This is a genomic window from Parafrankia sp. EAN1pec, assembly GCF_000018005.1.
Taxonomy (GTDB): Bacteria; Actinomycetota; Actinomycetes; order Frankiales; family Frankiaceae; genus Parafrankia; species Parafrankia soli.
On the sequence record NC_009921.1, the window covers coordinates 2,102,111 to 2,118,801 of the forward strand.

General features: G+C 74.0%; 13 protein-coding genes. 8 read left to right on the forward strand and 5 right to left on the reverse strand.

What is annotated here, in order from left to right; all coding sequences use genetic code 11:
• Positions 1 to 88 precede the first annotated feature (88 nt).
• The 3 genes from recN to FRANEAN1_RS08605 all read left to right on the forward strand — a co-directional run bounded on the left by recN (position 89) and on the right by FRANEAN1_RS08605 (position 4,627).
• A complete protein-coding gene (gene recN / locus FRANEAN1_RS08595; protein ID WP_020459363.1) occupies positions 89 to 1,840 on the forward strand; it encodes a DNA repair protein RecN in 1,752 nt (583 codons plus the stop codon).
• A 208-nt stretch (positions 1,841 to 2,048) separates the two neighbouring features.
• Positions 2,049 to 4,007, forward strand: coding sequence for a CTP synthase (locus tag FRANEAN1_RS08600; protein WP_020459364.1), 1,959 nt, complete (start codon positions 2,049 to 2,051; stop codon positions 4,005 to 4,007).
• Positions 4,004 to 4,627, forward strand: coding sequence for an NUDIX hydrolase (locus tag FRANEAN1_RS08605; RefSeq protein ID WP_020459365.1), 624 nt, complete (start codon positions 4,004 to 4,006; stop codon positions 4,625 to 4,627). The genes FRANEAN1_RS08600 and FRANEAN1_RS08605 overlap by 4 nt, the downstream gene beginning before the upstream one ends.
• A gap of 33 nt (positions 4,628 to 4,660) precedes the next feature.
• On the opposite strand, the gene FRANEAN1_RS08610 is transcribed toward FRANEAN1_RS08605, so the two are convergent.
• Both FRANEAN1_RS08610 and FRANEAN1_RS08615 read right to left on the reverse strand, forming a co-directional pair.
• Positions 4,661 to 5,557 (reverse strand): PKD domain-containing protein, encoded by an 897-nt coding sequence (locus FRANEAN1_RS08610; RefSeq protein ID WP_020459366.1) that lies wholly within the window; start codon positions 5,555 to 5,557, stop codon positions 4,661 to 4,663.
• 2 nt (positions 5,558 to 5,559) lie between these two features.
• Positions 5,560 to 6,267 carry a hypothetical protein gene (locus FRANEAN1_RS08615; RefSeq protein WP_347177039.1) on the reverse strand — a complete coding sequence of 236 codons (708 nt, stop codon included), beginning with the start codon at positions 6,265 to 6,267 and terminating at the stop codon, positions 5,560 to 5,562.
• Positions 6,268 to 6,365: 98 nt separating this feature from the next.
• On the opposite strand from FRANEAN1_RS08615, the gene FRANEAN1_RS08620 reads away from it, so the two are divergent.
• Positions 6,366 to 7,517 (forward strand): tyrosine recombinase, encoded by a 1,152-nt coding sequence (locus tag FRANEAN1_RS08620; protein WP_020459368.1) that lies wholly within the window; start codon positions 6,366 to 6,368, stop codon positions 7,515 to 7,517.
• Positions 7,518 to 7,704: 187 nt separating this feature from the next.
• On the opposite strand, the gene FRANEAN1_RS08625 is transcribed toward FRANEAN1_RS08620, so the two are convergent.
• Positions 7,705 to 7,923, reverse strand: coding sequence for a hypothetical protein (locus FRANEAN1_RS08625; RefSeq protein WP_006542192.1), 219 nt, complete (start codon positions 7,921 to 7,923; stop codon positions 7,705 to 7,707).
• Positions 7,924 to 8,552: 629 nt separating this feature from the next.
• Here FRANEAN1_RS08625 and npdG point away from each other — a divergent pair.
• Both npdG and FRANEAN1_RS08635 read left to right on the forward strand, forming a co-directional pair.
• Positions 8,553 to 9,236, forward strand: coding sequence for an NADPH-dependent F420 reductase (gene npdG / locus FRANEAN1_RS08630; RefSeq protein WP_020459369.1), 684 nt, complete (start codon positions 8,553 to 8,555; stop codon positions 9,234 to 9,236).
• A gap of 15 nt (positions 9,237 to 9,251) precedes the next feature.
• Positions 9,252 to 10,010: a helical backbone metal receptor gene (locus FRANEAN1_RS08635; RefSeq protein WP_049795605.1), complete on the forward strand. Its 759-nt coding sequence runs from the start codon at positions 9,252 to 9,254 to the stop codon at positions 10,008 to 10,010.
• A gap of 111 nt (positions 10,011 to 10,121) precedes the next feature.
• Here the strand turns inward: FRANEAN1_RS08635 and panB are convergent, their stop codons facing one another.
• Positions 10,122 to 11,063: a 3-methyl-2-oxobutanoate hydroxymethyltransferase gene (gene panB / locus FRANEAN1_RS08640; RefSeq protein WP_020459371.1), complete on the reverse strand. Its 942-nt coding sequence runs from the start codon at positions 11,061 to 11,063 to the stop codon at positions 10,122 to 10,124.
• Positions 11,064 to 11,639: 576 nt separating this feature from the next.
• Between panB and FRANEAN1_RS08645 the strand changes: the two genes are divergently transcribed.
• Entirely contained in the window at positions 11,640 to 12,284 is a 645-nt protein-coding gene (locus FRANEAN1_RS08645; RefSeq protein ID WP_049795606.1) for a TetR/AcrR family transcriptional regulator, read from the forward strand.
• Between the two features lie 375 nt (positions 12,285 to 12,659).
• Positions 12,660 to 14,636: a threonine--tRNA ligase gene (gene thrS / locus FRANEAN1_RS08650; protein WP_020459373.1), complete on the forward strand. Its 1,977-nt coding sequence runs from the start codon at positions 12,660 to 12,662 to the stop codon at positions 14,634 to 14,636.
• A 69-nt stretch (positions 14,637 to 14,705) separates the two neighbouring features.
• Here the strand turns inward: thrS and FRANEAN1_RS08655 are convergent, their stop codons facing one another.
• Positions 14,706 to 16,511 carry an NAD+ synthase gene (locus FRANEAN1_RS08655; RefSeq protein ID WP_020459374.1) on the reverse strand — a complete coding sequence of 602 codons (1,806 nt, stop codon included), beginning with the start codon at positions 16,509 to 16,511 and terminating at the stop codon, positions 14,706 to 14,708.
• Positions 16,512 to 16,691: the final 180 nt, after the last annotated feature.

The window sequence follows — 16,691 nt, forward strand, 5'->3', positions numbered from 1 at the left end:
GGTGACGTGACCGGAACCGGCGGCACGGCTCCGGTTTCCCCGATTTCCGGGTGCCGTCCGTGGTGGGGGTGACGCTAGAGTTCGGGGCGTGCTCGAGGAGATTCGCATCCGTGGCCTCGGGGTCATCGATGACGCCGTCCTCGACCTGGCGCCGGGGCTGACGGTCGTCAGCGGTGAGACCGGCGCAGGCAAGACCATGATTGTGCAGGGGCTCGGCCTGCTGACCGGGGGCCGCGCCGACTACGCGCTGGTCTCCCCGCAGGCCGGGCGCGCCTTCGTCGAGGCCCGGCTCGCCGTGCCGGCCGACTCCGGGCTCGCCAAGCGTGTCCGCGAGCTCGATGGCGACGTCGACGAGGACGTCATCATCATGGGCCGCACGCTGAGCGCCGAGGGCCGCTCGCGGGCCCAGCTCGCGGGGCGTTCGGTGCCCGCGAGTGTCCTCGCGGAGATCACCGAGAACGTGATCGCTGTGCACGGGCAGTCCGAGGCGCAGCGGCTGCGCCGTCCCGCGACCCAGCGCGACGCGCTCGACCGGTTCGCCGGCGCCTCCGTCGCCGAGCCGCTCGTCCGGTACGGGCAGGTGTACGCGCGGCTGGCGAAGGTCCGCGCCCGGCTGGCCGACATCACCGGGCGGGCGCGGGAGCGCGCGCAGGAGGCGGAGCTGCTCCGGCTCGGCCTGGCCGACGTCGAACGGGTCGCGCCGCTGCCCGGCGAGGATGTCACGCTCGACGCGGAGCTGCGCCGGCTGGAGCACTCCGAGACCCTGCTGCGGGTGGCGCGCTCGGCGCACGGCGCGCTGGTCAGCGACCCCGCGACCGGCGAGGACGGCCCGGCCGCCACCGACCTGGTCGGCGCCGCCCGCCGGATCGTCGCCGGCGACGCCTCGCTCGACCCGCAGCTCGCCGAGCTGGCGAACCGGTTGACGGAGCTGTCGAGCCTGCTGACCGACGTGGCCGCCGACCTGGCCTCCTACGCCGCCGGGGTGGAGTCCGACCCGGAGCGGCTCGCTCAGGCGCAGGAACGCAAGGCGGCGCTGACCGCACTGGCCCGCGCGCACGGCACGGACGTCGACGGCGTGCTGCGGTGGGCCGACACCGGCGGGCGTCGCCTGCTCGAGCTCGACGCCGACGGCGACCAGACGGGCGCGCTGGCCGCCGAACGCGACGAGCTGACCGCGGAGCTCGCCGGCCTGGCCGAGCGGATCAGCGCGGCGCGCTCCGCCGCCGCCGAGCGGTTCGGCGCGGCGGTCGCCGCCGAACTGTCCGGCCTCGCCATGCCGCGGGCCCGGGTGGAGGCGGCGGTCGGGCACCGCGACGACCCGAACGGCCTGCCTGTCGGCGGCCGGACGCTGGCCTACGGGCCGAGCGGGATCGACGACGTCGAGCTTCGCCTGGTTCCGCACCCGGGCGCGCCGGCCCGGCCGGTCGAGAAGGGCGCCTCGGGCGGCGAGCTCTCCCGGGTGATGCTGGCGATCGAGGTGGTGCTCGCGGCGGCCGACGCCGGGGCGACGATGGTCTTCGACGAGGTTGACGCCGGGGTGGGCGGGCGAGCCGCGGTCGAGATCGGCCGCCGCCTCGCCCGGCTCGCCCGCACCCACCAGGTCATCTGCATCACCCATCTGCCGCAGGTCGCCGCGTTCGCCGACCGGCACCTGGTCGTGCGCAAGGCCGACGACGGTTCGGTGACCCGCAGTGGCGTGGTGGCGCTCGACGGCCCCGGGCGGGTCCGGGAGCTGTCGCGGATGCTGGCCGGCCAGGAGGAGAGCTCGTTGGCCCGCGGCCACGCCGAGGAGCTGCTCGCCGCCGCCGCCGCCGACAAGGCCGCCCTCGCCCAGCCGTGACCACCCGGCCCCGGCGAGCCGTGCCCGCCGCGGTCACGCCGGACCGGTGCCGTGCCCGGCTGCGCTGGCCGCCACGGCCACGGCCGGGACCACGCCGAGCCGGGTGGCCGGCGGCGGGGCGGGGCGTCGGCCTGCTCGGCACGGTGTTACCGTGAAGACCCGTGGAGGCGCCGGGGCCGGACCGGCGGCGTGACCACGGGGGTTCCGCGTGGCGCAGGCGCATGTGACCAAGCACGTGTTCGTGACGGGAGGTGTGGCGTCCAGTCTCGGTAAGGGACTGACGGCGTCCAGCCTCGGCCGTCTGCTCAAGGCCCGCGGTCTGCGGGTCACGATGCAGAAGCTCGACCCGTATCTGAATGTTGATCCGGGAACGATGAACCCGTTCCAGCACGGCGAGGTGTTCGTCACCAACGACGGCGCCGAGACCGACCTGGACATCGGGCACTACGAACGCTTCCTCGACGTCGACCTCGACGGCAGCGCGAACGTGACCACCGGGCAGGTGTACTCGGCGGTCATCGCCCGCGAGCGGCGCGGCGGGTACCTCGGTGAGACGGTGCAGGTCGTCCCGCACATCACCGACGAGATCAAGGGCCGGATCCGCCGGCTGGCCACCGATTCGGTGGACGTGGTGATCACCGAGGTGGGTGGCACCGTCGGCGACATCGAGTCGCTGCCCTACCTGGAGGCGATCCGCCAGGTCCGGCACGAGGTCGGCCGGGACAACGCGCTGACGGTGCACGTCAGCCTCGTCCCGTACCTCGCGCCGTCGGGTGAGCTGAAGACCAAGCCGACCCAGCACTCGGTCGCGGCGCTGCGCAGCATCGGCCTGCAGCCGGACGCGGTGGTCTGCCGCTCCGACCGGCCGTTGCCCGACGCGCTCAAGCGCAAGATCGCCATGATGTGCGACGTCGACGACGAGGCGGTCGTCGGCGCACCGGACGCCGGCTCGATCTATGACATCCCGAAGGTGCTGCACAAGGAGGGCCTCGACGCCTACGTCGTGCGCCGGCTCGGCCTCAGCTTCCGGGACGTCGACTGGACGGAGTGGGACACCCTGCTCCGCCGTGTGCACCATCCCTCGAACACCGCCACGGTGGCGATCGTCGGCAAGTACGTCGACCTGCCCGACGCCTACCTGTCGGTGACCGAGGCGCTGCGCGCCGGCGCGTTCGCCGTCGACGCCCGCGCGGACATCCGCTGGATCGGGTCGGACGAGTTCACCTCGCCCGCCGCCGCCGCGCACGCGCTGGAAGGCGTGGACGGGATCATCGTCCCGGGCGGGTTCGGGATCCGCGGCATCGAGGGCAAGATCGAGGCGCTGCGGCACGCCCGCGAACACGGCATTCCCACGCTGGGGATCTGCCTGGGCCTGCAGTGCATGGTGATCGAGGCCGGCCGTTCGCTGGCCGGGCTGGCCGGGTCGAACTCCACCGAGTTCGACCCGGAGACCGCCCACCCGGTGATCTCCACGATGGCCGACCAGCACGACGTGGTCGCCGGCAAACGGGATATGGGCGGCACGATGCGGCTCGGCCTGTACCCGTGCGCGCTGGGCGCGGGGACCGTCGCCCGCCGGGAGTACGGCGAGCCGGAGGTGCTCGAGCGCCACCGGCACCGCTACGAGGTCAACAACTCCTACCGGGAGCGGCTGACCGCCGCCGGGCTGGTGTTCTCCGGCACCTCGCCGGACGGCCGCCTGGTCGAGGTCGTCGAGCTGCCGGCCGACGTCCACCCGTTCTACGTGGGGACGCAGGCGCACCCGGAGTTCCGGTCGCGGCCGACGCGCGCGCACCCGCTGTTCCGCGGGCTCGCCGCCGCTGCCGTGGCCCACGCCGACCGGCGCCGGGGCCGGCTGCCCGTCGACATCCCGGACGGTGGTGTCGCGGGCGGTGGTGTCGCGGGCGGCGGGCCCGCCGATGGTGACATGATCGGGTCGGGTGACGGTGACGCGGCCGGTGCGCGGGCGGGCAACGGTGCCCGGTCGGCAGGTGGGCGGGCCCGCCGGGGCCGCGCGGAGCAGAGCGCGGCGGCCGGCGCCGGCACGACCGCCGGTGTCAGCGGTGCCGCGGGTACCGGTGGTGCCGTGGGTGCGGCATTGCCCGGTGGGTCCACGGGGCCGGCCGCGGCGGCCGGTGTGAGCGACGGAGAGCTGGTTTCCCCATGAGCGGTACCGCGCACACCTACGAGGTGGCGGACAGCTCCGTCGCCTACCGCGGGCGGGTCATCGCCGTTCGCCGTGACATGGTGCGGATGCCCGACGGCGACACGTCCCAGCGGGACGTGGTGGTGCACCCGGGCGCGGTCGGCGTCGTCGCCCTGGACGACCAGGAGCGGGTGGTGATGGTCCGCCAGTACCGGCACCCGGTGGGCGGCCAGTTGTGGGAGCTGCCCGCGGGCATCCTCGACGTCCCCGGCGAGCCGGCGTCCGTCGCGGCTGCCCGGGAGCTCGCTGAGGAGGCGGGCCTGCGGCCGGGCCGTCTCGACCTGCTCGTCGACGTCTACGCCTCGCCGGGGATGACCGACGAGGCCTTCCGGCTGTTCCTGGCCCGTGACCTGGTGGAGATCCCGGCGGCCGAGCGGCATGTCGGCGTCCACGAGGAGGCCGAGATGGACATCACCCGCGTCGACCTGTCGGAGGCGGTGGACCGGGTGATGCGTGGCGAGATCACCAACGGGATGGCGGTGATCGGCCTGCTGGCGACCTACCGCGCCCGGGTGGACGGGTACGAGCGGCTGCGCCCGCTCGGCTCGGAATGGTCGGCCCGGCCCGCCGCGAGCGGCTGATCGGCGCCCGTCGACAGTACCGGTGGACGGGGCTCAGTCGTTGTCGACGAGCACGCCGCCGGCCTCCTCGATGGTGATTGGCTCGGCCGCGGCGAGGACGACGTCCGCCAGCGGGAACGCCTGCGCCACCCCGGGCACGGTGAAGAAGCCGTCCCAGGTCACGGTGAGGGTCACCTGGTAGGTGCCCGGGCGGTGGTAGGCGTGGGCGACGTAGGCGTCCGGGTGGTCGCGGGGGGAGATCGCCGGGTCGTAGGGGCGGCCGGGCGCGTCCGGGCCGGTCTCGCCGTCGCCGAAGTCCCAGACGTAGTGCGGGTTCGCGCTGATCGTGGCCAGGACGGGTTCGGCGACGTCGAAGGTGAACGCGTCGGGCACCGCCGTGTGCATGATCGTCGGTAGGTTCGCGAAGCTGTTCCCGACCGGCTGGATCACTACGTCCGGGGTGGGCAGCAGCTCCTCGCGTAGGTAGTCGGCGAGCTGCGCGGCGATGTCGGCGACGGCGATGCCGTCGGGGTCGTAGAGCACCGGGCCGCAGTTCGCGACGAGCGCGTCGTACTCGGCGCGTTCCGCCGCGGTCATCTCCGGGGCGGGGCCGACGCCGGTCAGCAGCGCGCACAGCGCGTCCGGGTCGGGCGGGCAGTCGTCGCCACAGCCGCCGCCACCCCCGCCGGTGGCGCCGCCGAGCGGTACCCGCTCGAGGTACCCGCCGCGGTAGCGGTACTGGTAGCCGTTGTCCGTGGCCCGGGTGTCGCAGCTGCCCCACCGCGCTCCGGTGCACGGGACCTGCGCCGCCGTCTCCGGACCGGGCGCGGGGGCGGCCCAGGCGGGAGATCCCGGCGCGGACAGCGGGCCGGGACCGGCTCCGCTGAGGGCGAGCAGCGCGGCCGCGACCAGTGCGGCGAGGGCGGCCAGGTGGCCGCGGCGGTGACTCACGGCTACCCCGCGGCGTAGGTGATGGTCTGGAGGCGCCAGCCGGGGCCGGTCAGCGCGAGGCGGGCCGTCGCGGTGCGGGTGGGCACGGCCGGTTCCGTGCCGGCGTCGCGGCCCGCCGGGTCGAGCAGGTGGACCTGTCGGGTCGTGGCGGTGAAGCGAACGTCGACGACGGTGCCGGTGCGTTCGCCGGCGGCCAGCCCGGTGATCTCGTAGGGCTCCTGGGCCGCGCGCAGCCCGAGCTGGTCGAGGTGGCGGGTCATGCCGACGTCCAGGGCGCAGGTCTGGCAGCCCGGCAGCGCGGTCGCCGAGACGTCGGCGACCCGCCCGTCGCGGGCGGCGGCGTTGATCTCGCGGTAGTAGGCCTCGACGACCCGGCCGGCCGCGGCGGGGGAGCCGTCGGACGGGGCGGCCGCACCGCCGGCGGTGGTGGTCGGTGCCGAGGTGCCGGTGGCCGCCGCGGTGCCCGGGCCGCCGGTGGGGCCGGGGCTCACCGGGCCGCCGACCGTGGCGGAGCCGGGACGTGCGGGCGGCGGTGCCCCACCCGAGGGGCCCGCGCCCCCGCAGCCGGCGAGGACCGACCCCGCCAGGAGCGAGGCCGCGCAGACCGAGGCCGCGCAGACCGAGGCCGCGCGGGCCGATCCGGCGCGAACCGGGCCGGCTATCGAGGTGGTGGCGATGGTGTACCCCCGACGTGCGGCGAAACGTGACAATACAATGCCCGTCCGCACAAGCTGTCACGATAGACGCTCGACGGCGACGTGGGACGGGCAACGGCGAACCGTCGCAGCCGCGTCCTAATATCAGTTCGATGATGACCACGGTGGAAGGCGGCGACGCCCGCCGCGGTGGGCCGCCGGGCGATCCGGCCGGCCCGGTCCAGGTCATCGAGCGTTACCTGGACCACGTCGACGGCGAGCGCGGGCTGGCCCGGAACTCGGTGCTGGCCTACCGCCGTGACCTGCGCCGCTACCGCGAGCACCTGGCGGCCGGCGGGATCACCTCGCTGGCGGCGGTGGGGGAGGCGCAGATCGCGGAGTTCGCCGCCGCCCTGCGGGAGGGCGACGAGACCCATCCGCCGCTCGCCCCGGCGTCGGTGGCCCGGATGCTGGTCGCGGTCCGGTCGCTGCACCGGTTCGCCGCGCAGGAGGGCGACGTCAGCGAGGACGTGGCCCGTCCGGTCCGGCCGCCGGTGCCGCCCAGGCGGCTGCCGCGGGCGCTCACCGTCGACCAGGTGAGCGCGGTCATCGCCGCCGCGGTGGCCGGCGGCCCGGAGTACGCGGAGGTCTCCGGCGGCGACCCGGCGGAGCTGGCCCGGCGGCTGCGCTCCGCGGCCCTGCTCGAACTGCTCTACGGGACGGGCGCGCGGATCTCCGAGGCCGTCGGGCTGGATCTGGACGATCTCGACCTGGACCGGTCCGCGGTGCGGCTGCGGGGCAAGGGCGGGCGGGACAGGGTCGTCCCGCTCGGCCGGTACGCGGTGACCGCGCTGGAACGCTACCTGCGGCGCGGACGGCCGCATCTGGTCACCGAGTGCTCGGGGACGGCGGTCTTCGTCTCGCGCCGGGGGAACCGGCTGTCCCGGCAGAGCGCGTGGTCGGCGCTGCGCGCGGCGGCGAACGCGGCCGGCGTTCCCGGGGCGTCGCCGCACGTGCTGCGGCACTCGTTCGCGACCCACCTGCTCGACGGCGGCGCGGATGTCCGGGTGGTGCAGGAGCTGCTGGGGCATGCCTCGGTCAGCACGACCCAGATCTACACGCTGGTCACGATGGACCATCTGCGTGAGGTGTACGCGTCGTCCCACCCGCGGGCCCTGCGACGCCCGCCCGGGTTCGGGTATCCGTCCGCGCCGGGCACGGGCGGCGCGGTGCCCGGCCCCGACCTGGCCGCGGCGGACGCCGGCCTGGTGGCACCCGGTGCGGACCAGGTCGTTCCTCCGCGCCCTGCCGCCGGCACCCCGTGACGGGCACCCCGTTGTCGGGTGCCCTTTGAACGGTCGGCCGCCCATGGGTGACCGACACGCGCGACGATGACCCCGGGCGACCCATGAGGTCGACCGGCCTGCTTCCGGACCGGCCTGCTGCCAGACCGTTCCTGTTCAGGACGGCCTTCGTTCGGGACGGCCTTCGTTCGGGACGGTGCGAGCCGTTTCAGGACGGCGTGTACGGCCCCAGGCTCGGCATTCCGTTGGAGGGTGCGGGCGAGGGGACGCCGCCGACCCCACCCACCGACTGGTTGCTGCGCTCGGCGAGGGTCTCGCCCACCTTGCGCGCGATCGCTTCCATCAGGCGCAGTGCCTGCGGCAGCGACAGGTTCAGCACCACTTCGCTGTCGTTCGTCATCGCGAAGCGAACCGACACGTCCGCCATTGCTCGACCTCTCTCGCCTGACTCGTAAGATCTGCCTGCCGAAGATCTGCTTGTTACGTGTGATTGGGAACGGTACGGCCCATCTGGGACGAACGCACGTCCGGGGCTCCCCGAAGCGTACGGATCCTCACGTTGCGTCAGATCGTCGGTGCTCCGCGTCGTGGTCAGAGTTCGATGAAGATCCGCCACCCGTGCTGCTCCTTCGCCGGTCGCGATGCTCCGCCGGAGGCGTCGGTGCCGCCTGCCCGAGCCGGGGATCAGTCCAGCTCACATCAATGATCGCGATCGTAGCTACCCCGTTGTTTCTTCATAGTCCCCTATCGGGTGGGTGGCCCCGCGAGGGGGTGGGGGTAAATGTCCTTCCGCTGGCCGTTGTGTGCCCCTGTGTGCCGCGTGGGGCCTTCGTGGTATCTGACGGTCGAGGTCACCGGCAACCCTCGGCTGGGGAACCCCTCATGCCGATACCGCGTGCTCCCCGGCCCGCCCACTGTCTCTCCCTGGTGACCCGCCTCTCCCTGGCAGCCCACCGCGGGCCGGCGCTCGTCGGGTCGCGAACCCCGAATTGGGAGCGGGGTCACAGGGTGTGACGGTGGTCGGCACGTGGAGCGGGTTTCGGGCAGGATGGCCCGGTGAGCTCAGCATCGACGCCTCTTCCGGACGTCTCCTCGCTCGTGATCGGCATCCTCGGCGGTTCGGGGCCGCAGGGCGGCGGGCTCGCCGTCCGCTTCGCGATGGCGGGTCACCAGGTCCTCGTCGGGTCGCGCTCGGCCGAGCGCGGCCGGGAGGCGGCCGCGAAGCTGGCCGCGTCCGGGCGGAACATCTCCGGCGGCGACAACGCCGACGTCGCCGAGCGGGCCGACGTCGTGATCGTCGCCGTCCCGTGGGAGGGGCACGGCGAGCTGCTGGCCGACCTGCGCAAGCAGCTGGCCGGCAAGATCGTGATCGACTGCGTGAACCCGATGGGCTTCGACAAGGGTGGCGCGTTCGCGCTGCCCGTCGCCGAGGGCAGCGCCGCGCAGCAGGCCGCCGCCGTGCTGGCGGACAGCACCGTCGTCGGCGCCTTCCACCACGTGTCGGCTGTCCTGCTCATGGACGAGTCCGTCGAGTCGATCGACACCGACATCCTGGTCATCGGCGACGACCGCTCCGCGACCGACACGGTGATCGCGCTGGCGAACCGGATCACCGGGATGCGCGGCATCTACGCCGGCAAGCTGCGCAACGCCGGCCAGGTCGAGGCGCTCACCGCCAACCTCATCTCGGTCAACCGCCGCTACAAGGCGCACGCCGGCCTGCGCGTCACCGACGTCTGAGCGGGCGTCCACCCCGTGCCGGTCGACGATCTTGGTGAGCGGGTGGACGTCCCCGCTGTAGTCCGGCGCGTGGTCTCCCTGGTGCCGAGCCTGACCGAGTCCGTCGCGGCGACGGCGCCCGGCCTGCTGGTGGGTGCCACCGACTGGTGCTCCCGGCCGGCGGACCTGGCCGTGACGCGAGTGCGCGGCACGAAGAACCCGGACATCGCGGCGATCGTGGCGCTGGCGCCGGACGTCGTCTGCGTAAACGCCGAGGAGAACCGGCAGCCGGACCTGGACGCGCTGCGGGCGGCCGGGCTCGCCGTCTGGGTGACGGCGCCGACCACCGTGCCCGCGGCCCTGCGCAGCCTCGACCGCCTGCTGCGCCTGGCCTGCCGGCTGCCCCGTCCCAGCTGGCTGGAGACGGCGGAGCGGGTCTGGGCGGCGCCGAGCGACGGCCCGCGCCGGCGCGCCGTCGTCCCGATCTGGCGCCGGCCGTGGATGGCGCTCGGCCGCGACACGTTCGCCGGTGACCTGCTGGCCCGGCTCGGGGTCGACAACGCCCTCGCCGGGGCGGACGAGCGCTACCCGCGGGTGGATCTCGACACGCTGCCCGCACATGATCTCGTGGTGCTGCCCGACGAGCCGTACGCGTTCAGCCCGTCGGACGGGCCGGAGGCGTTCGCCGCGCCCGCGGTGTGCGTCTCCGGCCGGCTCCTCACCTGGTACGGGCCGTCGCTGGTCGAGGCCCGCGCGGAGCTGTCCACCGCGCTCGCCGCGGCCCCCCGGCCCTGACGGCGAACACCGGGACGGCGGGACGGCGGGACGAACGTCGCTGGACAGCGGGCGGCGGGACGAACGGCGGGGCAGTGGGCCCCGGGTGCGGGCCCGCCGCCCCGCCGGAGGTCAGTAGCTGTGCTCGACAGTCGGGTAGAGGCCGCCCGACACCTCGTCACGGAACGCGGCCGCGGCGTCGGTGAGCGCCGTGCGCAGGTCGGCGAACCGCTTGACGAAGCGGGGCGCCTGGCCGCCGGTCAGGCCGGCCATGTCCTGCCAGACGAGGACCTGCGCGTCGCAGTCGGCGCCGGCGCCGATCCCCACCGTGGAGATCAGCAGCTCCTTGGTCACCCGGGCGGCCAGGTCGGCGGGGACGACCTCCAGCACGACGGCGAACGCGCCCGCCTCCTGCAGGCCCAGTGCGTCGGCGAGCAGGACCTCACCGGCGCCGTCGCGGCCCTGTACCCGGTAGCCGCCGAAGGCGTGGACGCTCTGCGGGGTCAGGCCGAGGTGGCCCATCACCGGGATGCCGGCGGCCACCAGCGCCCCGACCTGGGGCAGCACCCGCGCGCCGCCCTCGAGCTTGACCGCGTGCGCCCCGCCCTCCTTGAGGAAGCGGGTCGCGGTCGTCAGCGCCTGCTCGGGGCTCGCCTGGTAGGAGCCGAACGGCAGGTCGGCGACGACCATCGCGTGTGGCGCGCCGCGCACCACCGCGCGGACCAGCGGGACCAGCTCGTCCACGGTGATCGGGACGGTGGTCTCGTAGCCGTAGACGGTGTTTGCCGCGGAGTCCCCGACGAGGAGGACCGGGATGCCGGCCTCGTCGAAGATCCCGGCGGTGATCACGTCGTAGGCGGTGAGCATGGCCCACCGCTGGCCGCGGTCCTTGGCTGCGCGGATGTCGCGGACTGTGGTCCGGCTGTGGCTGGCGGGCCGGATGGTGGTCGGTGTGGCGGGCGCCTGGCCACCGGTTCGGGGCGTGGTCGGCGCGCCGTAGAGCGTCGCCGCCGGCTCCGTTCCGGGCGTGGCGGGGCCGCTGGATGAGCGGGGCTTGCCGATCGATGAAGTCATGCGATCTCCCGGTGATCCGTCCGGGCGCGGGATCGCGTCCCGGCGTGCCCCCATGCTGCCACCGATCCGCCTTCGCGCGGAGCCCTGCCGTGGGGCACCGGCCCGAGGGTGACATCGCGGGCCACGGGGTGGGGTCGGGCTGTCGCCCTCGCGTGCCCTCCCTGGGCCCGGCGGCGGCGCATGCCGAGCGTGTCCGGAGGGTTTCAATTGTTTGAGCGGAGTGTCGAAGCTGATGTGTTGACCTGCGGTGGCGCATCATGCACAGGCGCGCTGCAATCGCAAACGGATGCGTGTGGCATCGCGCGGACGTACTGTCCGATCTTGTGAGCCGCGGGCGGGGAAACGTGCCGGCACAGTGTGCCCGGAGTCACCAGGTGTCCGGGTCACCATGCCCGGGGCCACGGGTGCCCCGGGCCGCTGGGTGCCCAGGGGCACCGGGCGGGCAGACCCGACTGGGACGGTCCACGGTCCACGGTCCGTGGGTGGCGTGACGAAGGCGCGGGTGGCGTAGGGCATGCGGATGGACCAGCACGGCGACCGGCCTGGGCCGCGACCACCGTCGGGCCGGGCGGTCTGATGGCCGTCACACACGTGCGCGGGGCGGCGCCCGGGGGCCGGCCGGCGCCCGCGCCCTCAGGGGTGGTGCGCCCGCCGGGGCGTCCGCGGGACACCCGCTGCGACACCGCGATCATCCAGGCGACGCTGACCGAGCTGGCCACCAGCGGGTTCGGTGGGCTGTCGATGGAGGCGGTCGCGGCCGCGGCCGGGGTGGGCAAGGGCACCGTCTACCGGCGCTGGCCGACGAAGGGCGCCCTGGTCGCCGACGCGCTGGCGACGCTGGCGGAGCCCTACGAGCCGCACGACACCGGCTCGCTGCGTGACGACCTCGTCGCCGCGCTCAACTCGGTGCGCCGGCACAGCATCCAGACGCTGTCGGGGCGGATCATGCCGCGCCTGCTGGCGGAGAAGGAGACCCACCCGGAGTTGTTCGACACCTACCGCCAGCAGGTGATCGTCCCGTCGCGGGAGCGGGTGGCAAGCGTCCTGCGGCGCGGGGTGGCCGACGGTGAGCTCCTGGCCGACCTGGACATCGACCTGGTGACGGACATGCTCGTCGGCCCGGTCTCCTACCGCCAGTACACCAGCGGGAGCCACGAGGTCAGCGGCACCCGGATCGGCCAGATCGTGGACACCGTCCTGGGCGGCATCCGCCTCTGCTGACCGGTCCCCGCCCACCGACGGCAGCCGCCCGCCCACCGGGTGGTCGCCGGCCCGCCTGCCCGGTGGACGCCGGTCCGCGTGCCCGGCGAGGGCCGGTGTGTCACCGTGCGTGTAATTCCGTTGGGGTGCCCGGAGCGCGCGAGTAGCATCGGCGGTCGGGACGGCCTGGCAACCGCACGGCCTGGCAACCGCACGGCCTGGCAACCGCATCGCGGCCACGCGCCCGGTACCGGCGGTTCGAGGCCGGCACGCGGCCCAGCCGGCCCGACAACCAGAGAACCCGAGATTCGCAGATCCCCGAGAACCAGCCGATCAGTGATCAGGGGCGGTCACAGGCACGCCCCGGTCGTTCGTCCAACGCAGCAGGAGAAACCGGTGTCCGACGTCCGCGTAACCGTCCAGCGAGGTCAGCAGGCCGAGGAGCGGGTGGTGCGGACGGGGACTACGGCCGCCGAGCTCTTCGACGGGGAGCGGTCGGTGATCGCGGCCCGCGTGGGTGGTCTCCAGCGTGACCTCTCCCATCCGCTCGCCGCCGGTGACGTCGTCGAGCCGATCACCGTCGACTCGCCGGACGGGCGGGCCATCGTCCGCCACTCCTGCGCCCACGTGGTGGCACAGGCGGTGCAGGACCTGTTCCCCAAGGCCCGGCTCGGCATCGGCCCGCCGATCCAGGACGGCTTCTACTACGACTTCGACGTCGAGCGCCCGTTCACCCCGGAGGACCTCAAGGCCGTCGAGAAGCGCGCCCAGGAGATCATCAAGGCCGGCCAGCGCTTCGCCCGGCGGGTCGTCTCCGAGGACGAGGCGCGCGCCGAGCTCGCCGACGAGCCGTACAAGATCGAGCTGATCGGGCTGAAGTCCAGCGCGGGCGACGACGCCGAGGCCGGGGTCGAGGTGGGCGAGGGCGAGCTCACCATCTACGACAACCTCGACCCGAAGTCCGGCGAGCTGTGCTGGAAGGACCTGTGTCGCGGGCCGCACGTGCCCACCACCCGGCACATCCCCGCGTTCGCCGTCCAGCGCTCGGCGGCGGCGTACTGGCGGGGCAGCGAGCGCAACCCGCAGCTGCAGCGCATCTACGGCACCGCCTGGGAGTCCCGCGACGCGCTCAAGGCCTACCAGCACCGGCTGGCCGAGGCGGAGAAGCGCGACCACCGCCGGCTGGGCGCCGAGCTCGACCTGTTCTCCTTCCCGACCGAGATCGGGCCCGGCCTGGCCGTGTTCCATCCCAAGGGCGGCGCGATCCGCACCGTGATGGAGGACTACTCGCGGCGCCGGCACATCGAGGCCGGGTACGAGTTCGTCAACACCCCGCACATCACCAAGTCGGATCTCTACGAGATCTCCGGGCACCTCGACTGGTTCGCCGACGGCATGTACCCGCCCATGCAGCTCGACGGCGGGGCGGACTACTACCTCAAGCCGATGAACTGCCCGATGCACATCCTGATCTTCCGGTCGCGCGGCCGGTCGTACCGGGAGCTGCCGCTGCGGCTGTTCGAGTTCGGCACCGTCTACCGGTACGAGAAGTCCGGGGTCGTGCACGGCCTGACCCGGGTCCGCGGCCTCACCCAGGACGACGCGCACCTGTTCTGCGCCCGCGAGCAGCTGCCCACCGAGCTCGACACCGTCCTGAAGTTCGTGCTCGGCCTGCTGCGCGACTACGGCCTCGAGGACTTCTACCTCGAGCTGTCGACCCGTCCGCCGGGCAAGGCGATCGGCAGCGACAAGGAGTGGGAGGAGGCGACCGAGCTGCTGCGCGAGGCCGCCTCCAAGCAGGACCTCGAGCTCGTCATGGACGAGGGCGGCGGCGCGTTCTACGGGCCGAAGATCTCCGTGCAGGCCCGGGACGCGATCGGGCGCACCTGGCAGCTGTCCACCATCCAGGTCGACTTCCAGCTCCCGCAGCGCTTCGACATGACCTACCAGGCGGCGGACGGCACCCGCCAGCGCCCGTTCATGATCCACCGGGCGCTGTTCGGGACGATCGAGCGGTTCTTCGCGATCCTGCTGGAGCACTACGCCGGCGCGCTGCCGCCGTGGCTGGCTCCCGTGCAGGTGGTGGGCATCCCGATCACCGACGAGCACGTGCCGTATCTGACCGACGTGGCGGCGAAGCTGCGGCAGCGGGGCATCCGCGTCGAGGTCGACTCCTCCGACGACCGGATGCAGAAGAAGATCCGCACCGCCCAGAAGCAGAAGGTGCCCTTCATGCTGCTCGCCGGTGACGAGGACGTCGCCAAGGGCGCGGTGTCCTTCCGCTTCCGGGACGGCACGCAGCGCAACGGCGTGCCGGTGGACGAGGCCGTCGCGGAGATCCTCGACGCCGTCGAGCGTCGTATCCAGGTCTGAGCCCGGCCCACCCCGCCCGCGGTCAGGCCGCCCGCGGTCAGGTCGCCCGCGGGCGGGGCCGCCCGGCGGTCAGCCCGCGGAGTGGTCGCGCTCGCGCCAGCGAGAGGTGATCGGCAACCGGCGGTCGCGGCCGAACGCCTTGGACGTCACCTTCGGCCCGGGCGGGTTCTGCCGGCGCTTGTACTCGGCGAGGTCGACCAGGCGGATCACCCGGTCGACCGTCGCCGGGTCGTGGCCCGCCGCCGTCAGCTCGGCCCGGCCGAGGTCGTGGCTGACGTAGTCGTCGAGCACGGCGTCGAGGACCGAATAGTCCGGGAGGCGGTCGGAGTCGAGCTGGCCGGGGGCGAGTTCCGCCGACGGCGGCTTGACGATGATCTCCTCCGGGATGGGGGGGACCTCGCCGCGGGCGACCGCCCGCGCGTTGCGCCAGCGGGCCAGCACCCACACGTTGGTCTTCGAGACGTCCTTGATCGGGGCGAACCCGCCGGCGCTGTCGCCGTAGAGGGTGGAGAAGCCGGTGGCCAGCTCGCTCTTGTTCCCCGTCGTCAGAACCAGGTGGCCGTGCTCGTTCGACAGCGCCATCAGCAGCGTCCCACGGACCCGCGCCTGCAGGTTCTCCGCGGCCAGCCCGTGCAGGCCCCCCGCGGCCGCGAGCGCGGCGTGGAAGGCGGCCACGGTCGGCTCGATGGGGACGACGCTGTGCCGGGTCCGCTGCCGGTGGGCGAGCTCGGCGGCGTCGTCCAGCGAGCCCTGGGACGAGTGCGCCGACGGCATGGCCACGGTGTGCACGGCGTCCGGGCCCAGGGCGTCCACCGCGATCGTGGCCACCAGGGCCGAGTCGATGCCGCCGGAGAGCCCGAGCGCCACCGAGCGGAAGCCGTTCTTGCGGACATAGTCGCGGGTCCCGGTGACGACGGCGGCGTACAGCTCGCCGGCGGGGTCGGGCCGGTCGGCGACCGTCGCCGGGCGCGGCTCCCAGGCCGGCAGCGGATCGGCGGCGAGCACGACGCGGCTGACGGCCATCGTGGTGCCGTCGCCGGCGTCCACCGGCCCGTCCGGGCCCGTCTCCGGGCCCACGCCGGTGCCGGCGCCTTCGGGCAGGTCGAGATCGACGGTGAGCAGGGTCTCGGCGAAGACCGGCGCCCGGGCGAGGACCTCGCCGTCGGCGTCGACGACCAGCGAGTCGCCGTCGAAGACCAGCTCGTCCTGGCCGCCGACCAGGTTGACGTATGCCAGCGTCGCGCCGGCCTCGCGGGCGCGGCGCGCGCACAGCTCGTCCCGGTGGTAGGACTTGCCCTGCTCGTACGGTGACCCGTTGATGCACAGCAGCAGCCCGACCCCGACCTCGCGGGCCACCGCGACCGGGCCGCCCTCCTGCCAGAGGTCCTCGCAGACGGTCAGCCCGACGTCGACGCCGTGCAGCCGGAACACCGGGAACGTGGTGCCCGGCACGAAGTAGCGGAACTCGTCGAACACCCCGTAGTTGGGCAGGTGGTGCTTGGCCGAGCGGGCCGCGACCCTGCCCTGCCACAGCACGGCGACGCAGTTCTGCGGCTCCCCGGCCGGACGCCCGACCGCCGGCGCCGGGGTCGGGGAGGCGTCGAGATAGCCGACGACGACGGCGATCTCGCCGGCGCCCTCCTCGGCGAGCCGGACCGCCAGGCGCTCGAGGGCGGCGGCGGAGGCGGCCACGAAGGAGCGGCGCAGGACGAGATCCTCGGCCGGGTAGCCGGTCAGCGTCATCTCGCCGAACACGACCAGGTGCGCGCTGCGGGCGAGTGCCTGCTTGGTCCAGGAGCTGACCAGCTCCGCGTTGCCGTCCAGGTCTCCGACGGTGGTGTCCACCTGGGCGAGGGCGATCCGCAACTGGGCCATATAGGCAGCGTAGGCCGCGATGCCCCGGCCCGGCGGTGTCGCGGCGGGGGTGGGTACGAGCGGTTGCGGCGGCGCAACTTCGCTGTAACGTCAGGCGCGTCGGGCAGGATCAGTCGCTACTCTCGGGTCGAAGTACCCGGGGGCGCCGCGCCCCGGCTCGGAGTATCGGGCGGCGGCGCA